This window comes from Hymenobacter cheonanensis, assembly GCF_030581075.1.
GTDB lineage: Bacteria > Bacteroidota > Bacteroidia > Cytophagales > Hymenobacteraceae > Hymenobacter.
In genome coordinates this window covers 25946-43148 of record NZ_JAUQSW010000008.1, presented here as the reverse complement: position 1 = coordinate 43148, position 17203 = coordinate 25946, and the positions used below count along the sequence as shown (strand labels likewise).

At 62.8% G+C, this 17203-nt stretch carries 17 protein-coding genes; 15 read left to right on the top strand and 2 right to left on the bottom strand.

Annotation, left to right across the window (positions count from 1 at the left end; genetic code table 11):
* Positions 1-2: 2 nt before the first annotated feature.
* Positions 3-815, bottom strand: coding sequence for a DUF4197 domain-containing protein (locus Q5H89_RS15345; protein ID WP_305020224.1), 813 nt, complete (start codon positions 813-815; stop codon positions 3-5).
* Positions 816-931: 116 nt separating this feature from the next.
* Here Q5H89_RS15345 and Q5H89_RS15340 point away from each other — a divergent pair, with 116 nt between their 5' ends.
* The 15 genes from Q5H89_RS15340 (at position 932) to Q5H89_RS15270 (ending at position 16475) form a co-directional block, all read left to right on the top strand.
* A complete protein-coding gene (locus Q5H89_RS15340; protein WP_305020223.1) occupies positions 932-2197 on the top strand; it encodes a competence/damage-inducible protein A in 1266 nt (421 codons plus the stop codon).
* A 49-nt stretch (positions 2198-2246) separates the two neighbouring features.
* Positions 2247-2753: a hypothetical protein gene (locus Q5H89_RS15335; protein ID WP_305020222.1), complete on the top strand. Its 507-nt coding sequence runs from the start codon at positions 2247-2249 to the stop codon at positions 2751-2753.
* Positions 2754-2872: 119 nt separating this feature from the next.
* Positions 2873-4222 carry an AMP-binding protein gene (locus tag Q5H89_RS15330; RefSeq protein ID WP_305020221.1) on the top strand — a complete coding sequence of 450 codons (1350 nt, stop codon included), beginning with the start codon at positions 2873-2875 and terminating at the stop codon, positions 4220-4222.
* A gap of 142 nt (positions 4223-4364) precedes the next feature.
* Positions 4365-5441, top strand: coding sequence for a 2Fe-2S iron-sulfur cluster-binding protein (locus tag Q5H89_RS15325; RefSeq protein WP_305020220.1), 1077 nt, complete (start codon positions 4365-4367; stop codon positions 5439-5441).
* Between the two features lie 99 nt (positions 5442-5540).
* A complete protein-coding gene (locus Q5H89_RS15320; RefSeq protein ID WP_305020219.1) occupies positions 5541-6599 on the top strand; it encodes an AI-2E family transporter in 1059 nt (352 codons plus the stop codon).
* A gap of 80 nt (positions 6600-6679) precedes the next feature.
* Positions 6680-7636, top strand: a complete 957-nt coding sequence (gene paaA / locus Q5H89_RS15315; RefSeq protein WP_305020218.1) for a 1,2-phenylacetyl-CoA epoxidase subunit PaaA — start codon at positions 6680-6682, stop codon at positions 7634-7636.
* A gap of 178 nt (positions 7637-7814) precedes the next feature.
* Positions 7815-8102 carry a 1,2-phenylacetyl-CoA epoxidase subunit PaaB gene (gene paaB, locus Q5H89_RS15310; RefSeq protein WP_305020217.1) on the top strand — a complete coding sequence of 96 codons (288 nt, stop codon included), beginning with the start codon at positions 7815-7817 and terminating at the stop codon, positions 8100-8102.
* A gap of 11 nt (positions 8103-8113) precedes the next feature.
* Positions 8114-8908, top strand: a complete 795-nt coding sequence (gene paaC, locus Q5H89_RS15305) for a 1,2-phenylacetyl-CoA epoxidase subunit PaaC (RefSeq protein WP_305020216.1) — start codon at positions 8114-8116, stop codon at positions 8906-8908.
* Positions 8902-9417 carry a 1,2-phenylacetyl-CoA epoxidase subunit PaaD gene (paaD, locus tag Q5H89_RS15300; RefSeq protein ID WP_305020215.1) on the top strand — a complete coding sequence of 172 codons (516 nt, stop codon included), beginning with the start codon at positions 8902-8904 and terminating at the stop codon, positions 9415-9417. The genes paaC and paaD overlap by 7 nt, the downstream gene beginning before the upstream one ends.
* Positions 9418-9573: 156 nt before the next feature.
* On the top strand, positions 9574-10356 hold the full coding sequence (locus Q5H89_RS15295) for an enoyl-CoA hydratase-related protein (RefSeq protein WP_305020214.1): 783 nt from the start codon (positions 9574-9576) through the stop codon (positions 10354-10356).
* A gap of 102 nt (positions 10357-10458) precedes the next feature.
* The gene (locus tag Q5H89_RS15290) at positions 10459-11619 is read left to right on the top strand and encodes a 3-hydroxyacyl-CoA dehydrogenase NAD-binding domain-containing protein (RefSeq protein WP_305020213.1); all 1161 of its coding nucleotides are present in this window, start codon (positions 10459-10461) and stop codon (positions 11617-11619) included.
* Positions 11616-12062, top strand: coding sequence for a PaaI family thioesterase (locus tag Q5H89_RS15285; protein WP_305020212.1), 447 nt, complete (start codon positions 11616-11618; stop codon positions 12060-12062). Before Q5H89_RS15290 ends, Q5H89_RS15285 begins: the two co-directional genes overlap by 4 nt.
* A 49-nt stretch (positions 12063-12111) precedes the next feature.
* Positions 12112-13320, top strand: coding sequence for a 3-oxoadipyl-CoA thiolase (pcaF, locus tag Q5H89_RS15280; protein ID WP_305020211.1), 1209 nt, complete (start codon positions 12112-12114; stop codon positions 13318-13320).
* Between the two features lie 166 nt (positions 13321-13486).
* Complete coding sequence (gene paaZ, locus Q5H89_RS15275) at positions 13487-15550, top strand: phenylacetic acid degradation bifunctional protein PaaZ (RefSeq protein ID WP_305020210.1); 2064 nt, start codon at positions 13487-13489, stop codon at positions 15548-15550.
* Positions 15551-15719: 169 nt separating this feature from the next.
* Entirely contained in the window at positions 15720-16475 is a 756-nt protein-coding gene (locus Q5H89_RS15270; RefSeq protein ID WP_305020209.1) for an enoyl-CoA hydratase/isomerase family protein, read from the top strand.
* 223 nt (positions 16476-16698) lie between these two features.
* Here Q5H89_RS15270 and Q5H89_RS15265 read toward each other — a convergent pair whose 3' ends face one another.
* Positions 16699-17175: a hypothetical protein gene (locus Q5H89_RS15265; protein ID WP_305020208.1), complete on the bottom strand. Its 477-nt coding sequence runs from the start codon at positions 17173-17175 to the stop codon at positions 16699-16701.
* Between the last annotated feature and the right edge of the window lie 28 nt (positions 17176-17203).

Sequence of the window (17203 nt, the reverse complement as noted above, 5' to 3'; positions counted from 1 at the left end):
AATTATTTTGCGCCAAACACGCGCTTGAGCAGCGCCGTGGACTGCGCGGCCGGGTTCTGGCGGATTTTGGCTTCCTGCTGGGCCAGCAGGATGAAGAGGCCGTCCACGGTTTCCTTCGTAACGTAGTCGGTGAGGTTGGTGCTGGCCGGCGTCATGAGTGGAATCTTGTTGTAGCGCTCGATGAGCTTGGCGTAGGCCGCATTGGCGCCCACCTGGTCGAGGCTCTGCACGATGCTGGGGCGCAGGGCGGCGTTGAGGGCGGCCTCCGAGTTTTTGCGCAGCAGCTGGGTGGCAGCATCCTTGCTGCCGCTGGTCACGAGCGAAAGCGCATCGGTAAGCGTAAGCTGCTGCAAGGCATTGAGGAAGATGTCTTTGGCCGCAGGCGAAGCGGCTTCGGCCGCCCGGTTCATGAGGTTGGTGGCCTGCTCTACGGCCTGCCGGCCCAGCGGCAGCGACCCTAGCGTGGTGGCCACGAGCTGCGCATCGGGCGGAAATTGAATGCGGATGTCGTCGTTCAGATTAAAGCCGTCGGGCTCGGAAGCGAAGGCCACGGCCTTGGTAATGCCGGTGGTGAGGGCCTCACGCAGGCCGCTGGCGGCTTCGGCCTCGGTGAGGGGCGCTACTGGCGCGGGTGCGGGCGCCGGAGTAGTGGCCGTGGCTTTGGTAGTGGTGGTGGTCGTTTTTTTAGCTGGCGCCGCTTTTACCGGCGCTTTTTTTACGACGGTGGTTTTCTTGGTGGTCGTGGCTTTTTTAGTGGTTTGGGCCAGGGCCGGGGCGGCGCTGCACAGGGCCAGCGCCAGGAGTAGGTTTTTCATCGGGCAGAAAAAGAAAAAGGTGGGGCGCAAAACCGGATGGCTCGTATAGCTGTCCTGCAAGCACCCCGCCGCAAAGGTCTTTACAAAACCTTGCCAAACTATTCTATTGCTTTTCGATGGACGTTGAAATCATGACAATCGGCGACGAGCTGCTCTACGGGCAGGTCGTGGATACCAATTCGGCCTTTATGGGCCAGCAGCTAGGCCGGCTGGGCCTGCGCGTGCGCCAGATAACGAGCGTGAGCGACCGCGCCGACGAGATAGTGGCCGCCCTCGACCAGGCCCGCCAGCGCGCCAAAGTCATCCTGATGACCGGCGGCCTCGGCCCCACCAAAGACGACCTCACCAAGCACGTGCTGGCCCGCTACTTCGGCCGCGAGCTGGTAGAGCACGCGCCTACGCTGCGCCACGTGGAGGAGATTTTCAGGCGCTTCAACCGACCCATGCTCGACGTGAACCGCCAGCAGGCCATGGTGCCCGAGGGCACTGAAGTGCTGCACAATGCCGTGGGCACCGCGCCCGGCATGTGGATAGAAGACGGTGGCACGGTGTTCATCAGCATGCCGGGCGTGCCCTTCGAGATGAAGCGCCTGATGACGGACCAGGTGCTGCCCAAGCTGCAAGCGAAGTTTCAGCTAGCCCCCATCGAGCACGTGGTGGTGATGACGGCCGGCCTGGGCGAGTCGTTTCTGGCCGAGAAAATCAAGGACTGGGAAAGCGCCCTGCCGCCCAACGTGAAGCTGGCCTACCTGCCCAGCCTGGGCAGCGTGCGCCTGCGCCTCACCGGCACTGCCGATGGCCAGCCCGACCTGCGCGGCCGCATGCTGGCCCTGCTGCCCGCGCTGCGCGCGCGCATCGGCGAGTACATTTTTGCCGAGGAAGATTCGCCGCTCGAAGTAGTAGTCGGCCAGATTCTGAAGGCCAAAAACTGGCAGCTCGGCACCGCCGAAAGCTGCACCGGCGGCGCGGTGGCCCAGCGCATTACCAGCGTGCCGGGCAGCTCGGCCTATTTCCGCGGCAGCGTAGTGGCCTACGATAACGACCTCAAGGAAAGCCTGCTAGGGGTAAACGCCGAAACCCTGGGCCAGCACGGCGCCGTGAGCGAGCCCACGGTGCGCGAAATGGCCGAGGGCGCCCGCGCCCGCCTGGGCTGCGATGTGGCCCTGGCCACCAGCGGCATTGCCGGCCCCGGCGGCGGCACGCCGCTCAAGCCGGTGGGCACCATCTGCATTGCCTGCGCCACGCCGGCCGGCACCGTGAGCCGGCAGATTAACATCGACCGCGGCCGGCAAACTAATATTGAGTATACCACCCAGTCCGTGCTGATACTGCTGTGGCAGCAGCTAGCCGGCCACCAAAAAGCCGAGCTGCTGAAGGTGTGAAGCAGTAACCCAGCACGTAGCTTAGTGGCCAGGCTTTTACTTACGCCTCATGGCTGATTTGATGAATGTGCTGCCCCATGCGCCACTGCTTCTTGCGTTGGCAACCGCTCCGCTTGGGGGTAAAATTCTTATCGGCCTGCTTATTCTGTTTTTAGGCTTGGCCCCTTCCCTAGGTGGCACGGCCCTGGAAATCAGTGCTGACTGCCGGCAATACAGAGCGTACTATTCCCTGTTTGGGCTGAAATTTGGGCGCTGGCAACCACTGCCGCCCGTTGTAGGAGTAACACTTAAGTATTTCTCCACCGTTTCCACTAGGCGTTCAAAATATAGTTGGAATGCCACCACCTCACATCACGAAGAAATAGTAGTTCTTCTATCAGTCAGAAACTCCGTCACCGGGATGACTATCGAGCGCTTCAGCGCCGACGACGTCAATACCGCCATTGATTTCGCGCACGATATGGCTGACCGCTTCAACGTGCCGGTTAACCAGTACCTGCCGCCGCACCTGTACCAGCCCTTACCCCCGGCTACCGGCAGCCAGGGGCCCGCGTAGGCTGAACGCGCCTGGCCAAGGCGGTAAAAAAGCGCAGACGCGTGAAGTTGCCTCGCTTTATAACTAACGTTCGTTAGTTTTGCATCGTTAGTAGGCTTCCCTCCCACCCTAGCCCCGCCATGCTCTTTCAACCCGACATCGAACGGCTGCCGCTGCCGCAGTTGCGCGCCCTGCAAAACGCCCGGCTCAAGGAGCAGGTAGCTTACCTGGCGGCGCGGGTGCCATTTTACCAGCGCCGGTTTGCCGAGGCGGGCATCGACCCGGCCACGTTTCGCGGGCTGGAAGACCTGACCAGGCTGGGCTTTACCAGGAAGGCTGATTTTCGGGATAATTACCCCTTCGGCCTCTTCGCGGTGCCCGAGGCCGAGGTAGCGCGGCTGCACTGCTCCAGCGGTACCACGGGCAAGGCTACGGTGGTGGGCTACACGGCCGGCGACCTCGCCATTTTCTCCGAGGTAGTGGCCCGCTCGCTGGCCGCTGCCGGCTGCCGGCCGGGCATGAAAGTGCAGAATGCCTACGGCTATGGCCTGTTTACGGGCGGGCTAGGCCTGCACTACGGCGCCGAGCGGCTGGGCCTCACGGTCATTCCGGTATCGGGCGGCAGCACCGACCGGCAGCTGCAGTTGCTCCAGGATTTTCGGCCCGAAATCATCTGCGCTACTCCCTCCTACGCCCAGGTTTTGGCCGAAGAACTGCACCGGCGCGGCATCGCCCCGGAGGCCATCAACCTGAAGCTGGCCGTGCTGGGGGCCGAGCCCTGGAGCGAGGCTATTCGCACACAGGTGCAGGATGGCCTGCGCGTGGCAGCCACCAATATCTACGGCCTGAGCGAAATACTAGGCCCCGGCATCTCGCAGGAAGATGTGGACGAGCGCGGCACCGGCAGCTACATCTGGGAAGACCACTTTTACCCCGAAGTAGTGGACAAAGACACCGGCGAGCCGGTGGCCGAGGGCGAGCTGGGCGTCTTGGTTTTCAGCACGCTAACGAAGAAGGCCCTGCCCATTCTGCGCTACTGGACAGGCGACATCACCAACATCTACTACCACCACTCGGTGAAGCGCACCCACGTGAAGATGGGGCCCATCCGGGGCCGGGCCGATGATATGCTCATCATTCGCGGGGTTAATTTCTTCCCCACGCAGGTCGAGGACATCATCAGCGGGCTAGCCCACCTCAGCCCCCACTACCAGGTGGTAGCCACCCGGCGCGGCAGCCTCGATGAGGTAGAAGTGAACGTGGAGGTAGCCGAACCCTTATTGCGCGAGTTGGGGCTAGCCACGACCGCGCTCACCGCCGCGCATGTAGCCGAGCACGACTGCCTGCGCCAGCTCCAGGGCCAGTTTGCCAAAAAAATCAAGGACAATATCGGCCTCAGCATGCGCGTAAACCTGCTGGGCTGTGGCCAACTACCGCGCAGCGAGGGCGGCAAACTGAACCGGGTGAGGGACCTGCGCGAGTTGAAGTAGAGAAAGTAAAAATCATTGGTCATGCAGAGCGTAGCGAAGCATCTCGCTCGCTGCCCTAGCCCCAACCGTGCAGACGAAGCGAGCGAGATGCTTCGCTGCGCTCTGCATGGCCAATGAGTATTGCCAAAATAAGCATTTGTAAATGAGCCGTTTCCATAAGTTAAAAATCAAGAGCATCACCCGCGAAACGCCCGACTGCGTGTCGCTGGCCTTTGAGGTGCCGGCCGAGCTGCGCGAAACCTTTCGCTACCAGCCGGGCCAGTACCTCACGCTGCGCCGCGAGCACGGGGGCGAGGAGCTGCGTCGCAGCTACTCCATTGCCAGCAGCCCGCTCGATGACGAATGGCGCGTGGCCATCAAAAAGGTGCCCGGCGGCCGCTTCTCGACCCTGGCCGTGGAGGACGGCCTGCGCCCCGGCGACACCCTCGACGTGCTGCCGCCGCAGGGCCGCTTCACGCCCACGCTGCACCCTGGCCAGGCCCGGCGCTACGCGCTGTTTGCGGCCGGCAGCGGCATCACGCCCATCCTCAGCATTGCGCGCACGGTGCTGCTGACGGAGCCGGGCAGCCAGGTGTATCTGGTGTACGGCAACCGGGGCCGCAACTCCATTATTTTCAAGGAACAGCTTGAGGGTCTGAAGAATACCTTTATGGGCCGGCTGAGCGTGTACCACATCCTGAGCCGCGAGCAGGGCGAGAGCGACTTGTTTTACGGCCGCGTAGACCAGGCCAAAACGACGCAGCTGCTGCGCCAACTTATCCCGGCCGCCAGCCTCGACGAGTCCTTCATCTGCGGCCCCGAGGAAATAATACACGGCGTGCGCCAGGCCCTGGCCGAGGCCGGCGTGGCGCCCGAGAAAATTCACTTCGAGCTGTTTGCCTCGGCGGGCGGCGGCGCCAAAACTGCCGCCCCACCCCGCCCGGCCGGCGAGGATGACCAGAAAAGCCAGGTAACCGTGCGCCTCGACGGCCGCGCCTACCGCCTCGATATGTCGTACTACGGCGATACGGTGCTTGATGCGGCCCTGGCCGCCGGCATCGACGCCCCGTACTCGTGCAAAAACGGCATGTGCAGCACCTGCCTGGGCCGCGTTACGGCCGGCACCGCCGCCATGGACGTTAACTACTCACTCTCCGAAGCCGAAGTAGCCAAGGGCTACGTACTCACGTGCCAGGCCCGGCCTACCTCGCCCGAAGCAACGGTAGACTTTGACCAATAAGGGCCCTGCGTGGCTACCGCCCAGCTTTTTGCGTAAGCTTCACCTCAGAGCCTGTCGCTTTCGGTAGAGTATATCAGCTAGCCTTCTTTTTTCCTGCGCATGAATCAGCCCTCCGCTCCTGTTACCGCTGCCTACGTTTACCGCGTGCTGGCGGCGCTCGGCCTTATTGTGCTGGTGCTCGGGCTATTGGGCTTGCTGGGACTGGCCTTTGGCGTGTTTTTGCGGCTACTGGCGGCCTTGCTGATTGCCTTGCCGCTGCGGGCGGGGGCCGAGTGGCTGAACCGCCGTACGGGCCTGCCCACGGGGCTAGCGGTGGCCCTGCTGTCGCTGCTGGTATTGGCGCTGCTAGGGGGCATGGGCTGGCTGTTTTCGGCTAAAATCGGCGCGCAGGTAAGCACCTTGCAGCAGCAGCTGCCCGAGGCCATTCGCACGGCGCAGGCCCGCATCAGCACCACTGAGTGGGGCCGGTGGCTGGCCGGCGAAAACTTCGATTATCGCAAAATAATGGGCGGCACCTCGGAGTGGCTGGGCCGCGCCACGGGCATCTTTTCGACCACCTTCAGCATCCTGGCCGATGGCTACGTCATCCTGTTCCTGACCGTGTTTCTGGTTATTCAGCCCAAAACCTACCGCGCCGGGCTGGTGCTGCTGGTGCCCAAGGCCGGCCGCGCCCGCGCCAACGAAGTACTCGATAAAATCAGCAGCACGCTCGTGAGCTGGGTGGTGGGCCGGCTGGCCTCCATGCTGTTCGTGGGCGTGCTCACGGTGCTGGGGCTCAGCTTTTTGGGCATGCCGCTGGCGGGCGTGCTAGGGTTGTTTGCGGGCCTGGTCACGTTTATTCCCAACATCGGGCCGGTGGTGTCGATGGTGCCGGCGCTGCTGCTGGCGTTCTTCAACGGCGGGCCGCACATGGCCTTGTATGTGCTGCTGCTGTACCTGGCGGCCCAAACGCTGGAAAGCGCGGCCGTGTCGCCGGTGTTGCAGCAGCGGCTCATTTCGCTGCCGCCGGCGCTCATTCTGGTGGGGCAGCTCATCATCGGCTCGTTTACGGGGCTGCTGGGCCTCACGCTGGCCACGCCCATTATCGCCATCATTACGGTGCTGGTGAAGATGCTGTACGTGCAGGATGTGCTGGGCGATGACACGGCTAAGGTGTAGCCGCCGGGCTAGCCCACTTTGTTGCGCAAATTTTCCTTACCTTTGAAAAACTAACACTTGTTAGTATTCGTTGTCTGCTTATGGAAACCCTCGCCCAAGACCTCACGCCCGAAGCCCAGTTTCAGGCCCGCATCGACGCCGACATCCGCATCGAGCCCAAAGACTGGATGCCGGAGGCCTACCGCAAAACGCTGATTCGGCAGATTTCGCAGCACGCGCACTCCGAGCTGGTGGGCATGCTGCCCGAAGGCAACTGGATAACGCGGGCGCCCTCGCTCAAGCGCAAGTCCATTTTGCTGGCGAAGGTGCAGGACGAGGCGGGCCACGGCCTGTACCTCTACAGCGCCGCCGAAACGCTGGGCACCTCGCGCGACCAGATGCTGGCCGACCTGCACTCGGGCAAGGCCAAGTACAGCAGCATTTTCAACTACCCCACCCTGAGCTGGGCCGATATGGGCTGCGTAGGCTGGCTCGTGGATGGCGCCGCCATCCTCAACCAGGTGCCGCTGTGCCGCACCTCTTACGGCCCCTACGCTAGGGCAATGGTGCGCGTGTGCAAGGAGGAGAGCTTTCACCAGCGCCAGGGTTTCGAGATTATGCAAACGCTTTGCGAGGGCGCGCCGGTGCAGAAAGAGATGGCCCAGGAGGCCCTCAACCGCTGGTGGTGGCCTACGCTGATGATGTTCGGGCCCAAAGACAGCGAGTCGCCCAACACCGAGCAGAGCATGAAGTGGCGCATCAAGCGCTTCACCAACGACGAGCTGCGCCAGAAATTCGTGGATATGATGGTGCCCCAGGCCGAGTTTCTGGGCCTTACCGTGCCCGACCCCGCCGTGCAGTGGAACGAGGCGCGCCAGGCCTACGACTTCGGCGAGGTGAACTGGGATGAGTTTTGGGCCGTGGTGAAAGGCAACGGCCTCTGCAACCACGAGCGCCTGCAAGCCCGCGTGCAAGCCCACGAGGAAGGCGCCTGGGTGCGCGAGGCCGCGCTGGCCCACGCTGCCAAGCGCAAGGCCCGCGAGGCCGTGGCGGCCTAATAATTAATGAACCTAGCGGGGCGCCTCGCCGCCGGCCCCCTCTCCGAAAAGGAGAGGGGGAGCTTGACGAATACCAACGACTGCACTCGTTCGCTTGCAATCGGCTCCCCCTCTCCTTTTCGGAGAGGGGGCCGGGGGGTGAGGCGCCCCGCTAGGTTTGCCAGAAAGTAAATAATCAATGAACAACTCCGAATGGCCTCTGTGGGAGGTCTTTATCCGCAGCAAGCAGGGCCTCGACCACAAGCACGTGGGTAGCCTGCACGCCGCCGACGCAGCGATGGCCATGCAAAACGCCCGCGACGTGTACACGCGCCGCCTCGAAGGCGTGAGCATCTGGGTGGTCGAGTCGACTCACATCCACGCCTCCAACCCCGATGAAGCGGCCGAATTTTTTGACCCGGCCGCCGATAAAGTGTACCGGCACCCCACGTTCTACGACGTGCCGGACTCTATTAAACACATGTAAATCTGCGGCTTATGCTTCCCACCCAGCCCGAACTAACTGCCGCTTCTACTGCCACCGCTAGCCCGCTGTTTCCCTTCGTGCTGCAGCTGGCCGATACCAGCCTCATCCTGGCGCACCGCCTCTCGGAGTGGTGCGGGCACGGCCCCGTGCTGGAGCAGGATTTGGCGCTGGCCAACATCGCCCTCGACCTGCTGGGCGAGGCCCGCAGCTACTACCAATACGCCGCCGAGCTGGAGGGCCAGGGCCGCGCCGAAGACGACCTGGCCTACCTGCGCCCGGCCGTGGAGTACCGCAACCCGCTGCTGGTAGAGCAGCCCAACGGTGACTTTGCCCACACCATCGTGCGGCAGTTTCTATTCGATAATTTTCATTATCAACTGCTTAAAGGCCTGAAAGACGGCCCCGATGCCCGGCTGGCCTCCATTGCCGAGAAGTCGCTGAAGGAAGCCGCCTACCACCTCAAGTGGAGTTCGGAGTGGATGATTCGCCTCGGCGACGGCACCCCCGAAAGCCGCCGCCGCCTCGACAAGGCCATTGCCACGCTCTGGCGCTTCGCCGGCGAGCTAACTACACCCACCGCCACCGAAACCCAGCTGCAGGAGCTAGGCCTGGTGCCCGACTACGCGGCGCTGCGGCCCGCCGTGCAGGCCCACACCGCGCACGTACTGGCCGAGGCCACCGTGCCGGAGCCGGCCCCGCCCTTTGCGCAGCTAGGGGGCAAAAGCGGCCGGCACTCCGAGCACCTGGGCTACCTGCTGGCCGAGCTGCAATACCTGCAACGCACCTACCCTGGCCTCACGTGGTAACCGCTTCTGCCCTCCCCCCGACGGAAGCCCGCATCTGGCAATTGCTGGAGGAGGTGAGCGACCCGGAAGTGCCCGTACTCAGCATTCTGGACCTGGGCATTGTGCGCGCCGTGGCGGTAGCGGGCGAGCACGTTACGGTTACCATCACGCCCACGTACTCGGGCTGCCCGGCCATGAGCGCCATCGCCACCGACATCCGGCTGCGGCTGCTGGCCGAGGGCTACACGCAGCTCATCATCAAAAATCAAATCAGTCCGGCCTGGACTACCGACTGGATGAGCGCGGCCGGCCGCGCCAAGCTGGAGGAGTACGGCATTGCGCCGCCCATCGACGGCACGGCTACCGGCCACATCCTCAACCTGTTTGGCCAGGATACGGCCGTGCGCTGCCCGCTCTGCAAGTCGGCGCACACGCACCTAGTCAGCCAGTTTGGCTCTACGGCCTGCAAGGCGCTGTACCAGTGCGACGACTGCCGCGAGCCGTTCGATTATTTCAAATGCCACGCTTGATACAACCTCACCCCCTAGCCCCCTCTCCTTGGGGAGAGGGGGAACTAGTTTTTGGTTTTAGCATAGAAGCTAGATTTAGAACTAGTGCTAGTTCCCCCTCTCCCCAAGGAGAGGGGGCTAGGGGGTGAGGTTACCCACCAGAACATCCAAAATTTCATGTCCGACACCTCCCTGCTCTACACTTTCGCCGAGGGCGTGGCTACGCTCACGCTCAACCGGCCCGACGTTTTCAACAGCATCAACAAGCCGCTGGCCCTGGCTGTGCAGCAGCACCTGCGCGAGTGCCAGGCCGATGCCGCCGTGCGGGCCGTGGTGCTCACGGGTACCGGCCGTGCCTTTTGCGCGGGGCAGGACCTGGCCGAGATTACGGGGCCAAATGCGCCCGATGTGTCGGAGATTGTGGAGAAGCACTACAATCCGATTGTGCTGCTCATCAGAGAGTTGGAGAAGCCCGTAATCGCGGCCGTGAACGGCGTGGCGGCTGGCGCGGGCGCCAACCTGGCCCTGGCCTGCGATATCGTAGTGGCTAAGGAGTCGGCGGCTTTTATTCAGGCATTCAGCAAGATAGGCCTGGTACCCGACAGCGGCGGCACCTATTTTCTGCCGCGCCTCGTGGGCTTGCAGCGCGCCAGTGCGCTCATGCTCACCGGCGACAAAGTGGGCGCTGCCGAAGCCGTGCAGATGGGCATGATTTACAAGGCTTTCGCCGACGAAAGCTTTGACCAGGAAGTAGCCCGGCTAGCCCACAAAATGGCCAGCCTGCCCACCAAAGGCCTGGCCTACACCAAGCAGCTGCTCAACAGCTCCTTCACCAACGACGTGGCCCAGCAGCTGCGCGCCGAGGGCGACTACCAGCTGCGCGCTGGCCACACCACCGATTACCGCGAGGGCGTAGCGGCCTTTCTGGCAAAGCGCCAGCCCACCTTCACCGGCCAGTAGCCTGTTCGCTTTTCGTTGGTGGTGGTTAGCTTTTCGCTTGTAAACAACGGCAGCCGCGACACCACAACGAACACCCAACCACTGACAACGACCAACCAACGAATGATTATTGGAATCATCGGCAGCGGCGCGATGGGCGCGGGCATTGCGCAAGTGGTAGCCACCGCCGGCCACCCGGTGCGCCTGCTCGACCAAAACGCGGCGGCTCTCTCCAACGCCACGGCCAGCATCGCCGCCAGCCTCCGCAAGCTGGCCGAAAAAGGCAAGCTCACCCCTGAGGCCGCCGAAGCGGCCATCGGCCGGCTGCACCCTACGGCCGACATGCGGGACTTTGCCGATTGCGGCCTGGTTATCGAAGCCATTGTGGAAGACCTGGTGGTGAAGCAGCAGGCTTTCAGGCAGGTAGAAGCGCTGGTGGCGGCCGACTGCGTGCTGGCCAGCAATACGTCGTCGCTCTCCATCACCTCCATTGCGGCGGCTTGCCAGCACCCCGGGCGCTTCGTGGGCATCCATTTTTTCAACCCGGCGCCGCTTATGCAGCTGGTCGAAATCATTCCGGCAGTGCAAACGCGGGCGGGGCTAGCCGACGAGATGAAGGCGCTGGTGGCTGGCTGGGGCAAGCGCCCGGTGCTGGCCCAGGATACGCCCGGCTTTATCGTGAACCGCGTGGCCAGGCCCTTCTACGGCGAGGCTATCCGGATTTTAGAGGAAGGCATCGCCGACACGGCGACCATCGACTGGGCGCTGACCGAGCTGGGTGGTTTTCGCATGGGGCCGTTTGCGCTGATGGATTTTATCGGCCACGACGTGAATTACCGCGTCACCGAATCGGTGTTCACGGCCTTTTTCTACGACCCGCGCTACCGGCCGTCGTTCACCCAGCGGCGGCTGTTTGAGGCCGGCTACTACGGCCGCAAGGCGGGGCGCGGCTTCTACGACTACGCGGCCGGGGCTAGCCAGTCCGCGCCCACCCGCGATGCTGAGTTGGGCCAGCGCATTGTGCAACGCGTAGTGGCCATGCTCATCAACGAGGCGGCCGAGGCGCTGCACCTGCGCGTGGCTTCGGCCGCCGACCTGGAGCTGGCCATGACCACCGGCGTCAATTACCCCAAAGGCCTGCTGGCCTGGGCCGACGAGCTGGGGCCGGCCACGGTGCTGGCTACCCTCGACGGCCTCTACCACGACTACCACGAGGACCGCTACCGCGCCAGCATGCTGCTGCGCCGGCTAGCGGCCTCCCACCAGCTATTTCTTCCGGCATGAGTGCTCCTGAAAACCCGGCCCGCCAGGCCCACCACGCGGTGCAGCAGTGGCTTACCACCCGCGACCCGTTTAGCGCGTGGCTAGGGGTCATTATTGAGGAAGTGCGGCCCGGCTACTGCCGCCTGCGCCTGCCGGTACGCCCCGAAATGCTCAACGGCTTTGGCATGGTGCACGGCGGCGTCACCTTCGCGGCGGCCGACACGGCGTTTTCCATTGCCTGCAACACCCACGGCCGCCAGAGCGTGGGCCTCACCGTCACCATCGACTACCTGGAGGCCGGCCGGCCCGGCGATACCATCACGGTGGAGGCCACCGAGGCCAGCCTCAAGCACCGCGTGGGCGTGTACGAGGTCAGCATTCGCAACCAGAACGGCCTGCGGCTAGCCCTCTTCAAGGGCACGGCCTACCGCACCAGCCACGAAAATGTAGCTGCTAATTCCTAACGAATGTCATGCAGAGCGCAGCGAAGCATGACAACGATTTATATTCATCATGAATCAGGCTTATATCATTGACGGCGTGCGCACGCCCATCGGCAACTTTGGCGGCTCCCTGGCCACCGTGCGGCCCGATGACCTCGCGGCCCACGTTATTCGTGCGCTGCTGGCCCGCCAGCCGGGCGCCGACCCGGCCGCCGTGGCCGACGTTATCCTGGGCTGCGCCAACCAGGCCGGCGAAGACAACCGCAACGTGGCCCGCATGGCCGCGCTGCTGGCCGGCCTGCCCACTACCGTGCCGGGTGAAACCCTGAACCGCCTCTGTGCCAGCGGCTTGTCGGCGGGTATCGCGGCCGCCCGCGCCATTCGCAGCGGCGACGGCGACCTGTTTGTGGCCGGCGGGGTCGAGGGCATGACCCGCGCGCCCTTCGTTATGTCAAAGCCTTCCAAGGCGTTCGGCACCGACTCGCAGCTGGCCGATTCCAGCTTCGGCTGGCGCTTCATCAATCCCGCCCTGCAAGCGCAGTACGGCACCGACGCGATGGGCGAAACCGCCGAAAATCTCGTGGACCAGTACGGCATCAGCCGTGGCGACCAGGACAAATTTGCCCTGGCCTCGCAGCAAAAAGCCGCCGCTGCCCAGCGCAGCGGCCGGCTAGCCCAGGAAATTGCGCCCGTGCCCCTTGCGCAGCGCAAGGGCGAGCCGCTGCTTTTTGCCGAAGACGAATTTCTCAAGCCCAACACCTCTCTCGAAGGGCTAGCCCAGTTGCGCCCCGCTTTCCGCCAAGCCGGCGGCACCGTGACGGCCGGCAACGCCTCGGGCCTCAACGACGGCGCCGCCGCCCTGCTGCTAGCCTCCGAAGCCGGCATCAGGCAGCACAATCTCACCCCCAAAGCGCGCATCGTGAGCATGGGCGTGGCCGGCGTGGAGCCGCGCATCATGGGCATCGGCCCGGTGCCGGCTAGCCAGCAAGCATTGCAAAAGGCCAGCCTCACGCTGAATGACATCGATATTATCGAACTGAATGAAGCCTTTGCGGCGCAGTCGCTGGCCTGCATCCGGGCCTTTGGCCTGGCCGACGATGACCCGCGCCTCAACCCCAACGGCGGCGCCATCGCGCTCGGCCACCCGCTGGGCATGAGCGGCGCCCGCCTGCTTAACACGGCTGCCCTGGAGCTGCACGCGCAGCAAAAGCGCTACGCGCTGGTGGCCATGTGCATCGGCGTCGGCCAGGGCTACGCCGTGATTATTGAGCGCATGTAAATCAACTCATTACGTCTGTCATGCTGAGCGCAGCGGAGCGGAGTCGAAGCATCTTGTTCGCTTCGTTGCCAGACTCAGGAGTTAGTATCCTTACCAAGGTGCTTCGACGCCGCTTTGCTGCGCTCAGCGCGACAGACGCTCATTTCTGCCTCTTTCCTATCTAGTTATGACGCCCACCCTCGAAAACTACACCCTCGGCCGCTGGACGCCCGGCGCTGCCGACCCGCACGAATTGCGCGACGCCAGCACCGGCGAGGTCATCGCCCTGGCCAACACCGAAGGCTTTGACTTTGAGCAGATTCTGGCCTACGGCCGCCGCGTGGGCAACCCGGCCCTGCGCCGCATGACCTTCCACGAGCGGGGCCGGATGCTCAAGGCCCTGGCCTTTCACTTGCAGGAAAAGAAGGAGATTTTCTACGAGCTGAGCTACCGCTCGGGCGCCACCCGCGCCGACTCCTGGATTGACATTGAGGGCGGCATCGGCAACCTGTTTGCCAATGCCTCGCTGCGGCGCAAGTTTCCCGACAAGCCGTTTTACGTGGAGGGCGAGCCGGTGGGCCTGAGCAAGGGCGGCACGTTTATGGCCCAGCACCTGCTGGTGCCCCGCGAGGGCGTGGCCGTGCACATCAACGCCTACAACTTCCCCATTTGGGGAATGCTCGAAAAAATTGCCGTGAACCTGCTGGCCGGTATGCCGGCCGTGGTGAAGCCCGCCGTGCCCAGCGCCTACCTCACCGAGGCTGTGGTGCGCGAGATTATCGCCAGCGGCATCTTGCCCGAGGGTGCCTTGCAGCTCGTGGTGGGCTCGGGCCAGGGCATTCTCGACCACGTTACGTACCAGGATGTGGTCACCTTCACCGGCTCGGCGGCTACCGGCGCCCGGCTGCGCGCCCACCCGCGCATCATCAGCGAGGCGGTGCCCTTTACGCTGGAGGCCGACTCGCTCAACGCGGCCGTGCTAGGCCCCGACGCCACGCCCGGCACGCCCGAGTTTGACCTCTTCATCAAGGAAGTGCGCAAGGAAATGACGGCCAAGTGCGGGCAGAAATGCACGGCCATTCGCCGCGCCATCGTGCCCGCCAATTTGCTCGAAGACGTGCAGATTGCCCTCGGCAAAGCCCTGGCCCAGACCACCATTGGCCACCCGCAGGCCGAGGGCGTGCGCATGGGGGCGCTGGCTGGCCGCGAGCAGGCCGAGCGCCTGCGCCAGCAGGTGCGCCAGCTCGCCAAAACTACGCCCATCGTGTACGGCGACCTCGACAACGTAGAAATCCTGGGCAAGGAGCGCGGGGCCGACGCGGCCAGGGGCGCGTTTATCTCGCCCATCGTGCTGCGCAACGACAAGCCGTTTGAGCACCTGGACAGCCACGAGCTGGAAGCTTTCGGCCCGGTCGTGACGCTCATGCCCTACCACGATTTGGGCGAGGCTACGCGGCTCGCCAACCTCGGCAAGGGCTCGCTGGTGTGCTCGCTGGCCACCAACGCCCCGCGCACGGCCCAGGAGTTTGTGCTAGGGGCGGCTACCCACCACGGCCGCATCCTGGTGCTCAATGGCGAGATGGCCAAGGAAAGCACCGGCCACGGCTCGCCCCTGCCGCAGCTCGTGCACGGCGGCCCCGGCCGGGCCGGCGGCGGCCAGGAAATGGGTGGCATCCGGGGCGTCGAGCACTTCATGCAGCGCGTGGCGCTGCAGGGCTCGCCGAGCATGCTCACGGCCATTACGGAGGTGTATCAGACGGGTGCCAAGCAGGTAGAGTACGACAAGCATCCCTTCCAGCGTTACTTCGAGGAACTGGAAATCGGCGAGACGTACACCACCCACAAGCATACCGTAACGGAGGCCGACATCAGTGCCTTTGCCGGCATTTCGGGCGACAATTTCTACGCCCACATCGATGCTACCTCGCTGGAAGGCACGCTCTTCACCGGCCGCGTGGCCCACGGCTACTACGTGCTTAGCAAAGCGGCCGGCATGTTTGTAGACCCCCGCAAAGGCCCGGTTTTGCTCAACTACGGCCTCGACGAGTGCCGCTTCACCAAGCCCGTGTACCCCGGCACCACCATCGGCGTGAAGTTGACGGTAAAAGAAAAAATTGGCCAGGAAAAGCGCGACGAAACCGATATCGCCAAAGGCATCGTGCGCTGGCTCGTCACCGTGACCGACGAAACCGGCGACACGGTGGCCGTGGCTACGATTCTGACGATGGTGAAAAAGAAGAATCAGCAGTAAGTAAAACCCACCCAAACGCGTTCGTCATGCTGAGCCTGCGAAGCATCTTGCTAGCACCGCTAGGGATTACTAACCCAAGAATGCGGGCAAGATGCTTCGGCAGGCTCAGCATGACAGCCGTTTTTAATAACCCTGTGAAGCCTCGCTTTACCCGGCGAAACCTTGCACTATGAGTAATTTCACCGCCGGCCACGTTACCGCCACTACCGATGCCGCGGGCATCGCCACCGTCACGTTCTTTCACCCGGCCCACAACTCGCTGCCCGGCGCTATTCTGGCCCAGCTGGCCGAAACCATCACCCGGCTAGGCCAGGAAGAAGCTACCAAAGTCATCATTCTGCAAAGCGAGGGCGAGCGCACGTTTTGCGCCGGCGCCAGCTTCGACGAGCTGCGCGCCGTGGCTGATGCGGCGCAGGGGCTGGTTTTCTTTTCGGGCTTCGCGCACGTTATCAATGCCTGCCGCACCTGTCCCAAGCTCATCATCGGGCGGGTGCAGGGCAAGGCCGTGGGCGGCGGCGTGGGGCTAGCCGCCGCCACCGACTACTGCCTGGCCACCACCCACGCCGCCATAAAGCTCAGCGAGCTGGCCGTGGGCATCGGCCCCTTCGTAGTCGGCCCGGCCGTGGAGCGCAAAATCGGCACCTCCGCGTTCGGCCAGCTCGCCATCGATGCCACGCAGTTTCGCCCGGCCGAGTGGGCCGCCCGCCACGGCCTCTACGCCGAGGTATTGCCCGACCTGGCTAGCCTCAACGCGGCCGTGCAGGCCCTGGCCCAGCGCCTGGCTGCCTCCTCGCCCGAGGCCATGCGCGAGCTAAAGCAAGTGCTCTGGGCCGGCACCGCGCACTGGGATACGCTACTTGTAGAGCGCGCCGCCATCAGCGGCCGGCTGGTGCTGAGCGAGTTTACGCGGGCGGCAATTGGGTAGGTTAACCAGCGCTACGCGGCTACATCTTTGGCCCGTTGCACGGTTATTTTACCTCACCCCGGCAAGTCCCTAAAAAGACGAAACCCCGGCTGTTGGCGCAACCGGGGTTTCAAAAAAGCAGGTGGTCAAGCACCTAACTTCTTTCTCCAACATGAGAGACAAACATGCAAAGGCGGATTTTGAACTTCGGTTCAGCTTCCGCATACTATATATCATTCTTGTACTAAGCCTCTAACAAGCACTTCATAATATTAACGCAGTAACCTATTTCTTTTCTGTACCGAGACCAAGAAGGTACTGGCTTATTGCCGTGAAAAATATTATTTCGGTACCTGTAAACTACGAATAACAAAATGTAGAGCTTGTTTTCTGCACTTAGTTTGTTTTTATCAACAGACAATAATAAACTTATTTCCTCTGCCTTTTGGTCGTGTCTTAGGTTTTTAAATCTGGCTTTGTCTTGATAAGCTTCAAAAAAGAAAATAAATTCAGTCTCTAACGCAAACAGAATTTTATCTAACTCCTTTACCGAGTGATTCTTAATATTACCAACTTTAACGAATCCGCCAAATAACTTCTGTTCAAAAATAGTCCATATAATCAAAAATCCAGGCACATCTTCGTCCTTAAAATAACTTTCTATCTTCTCTTCGCTTATCTTGTAATAAGCTGCTAGCCAATTTTTTGTATTTGCAATCATGAGGCTACTGGCTCTTAGAGGATAATAT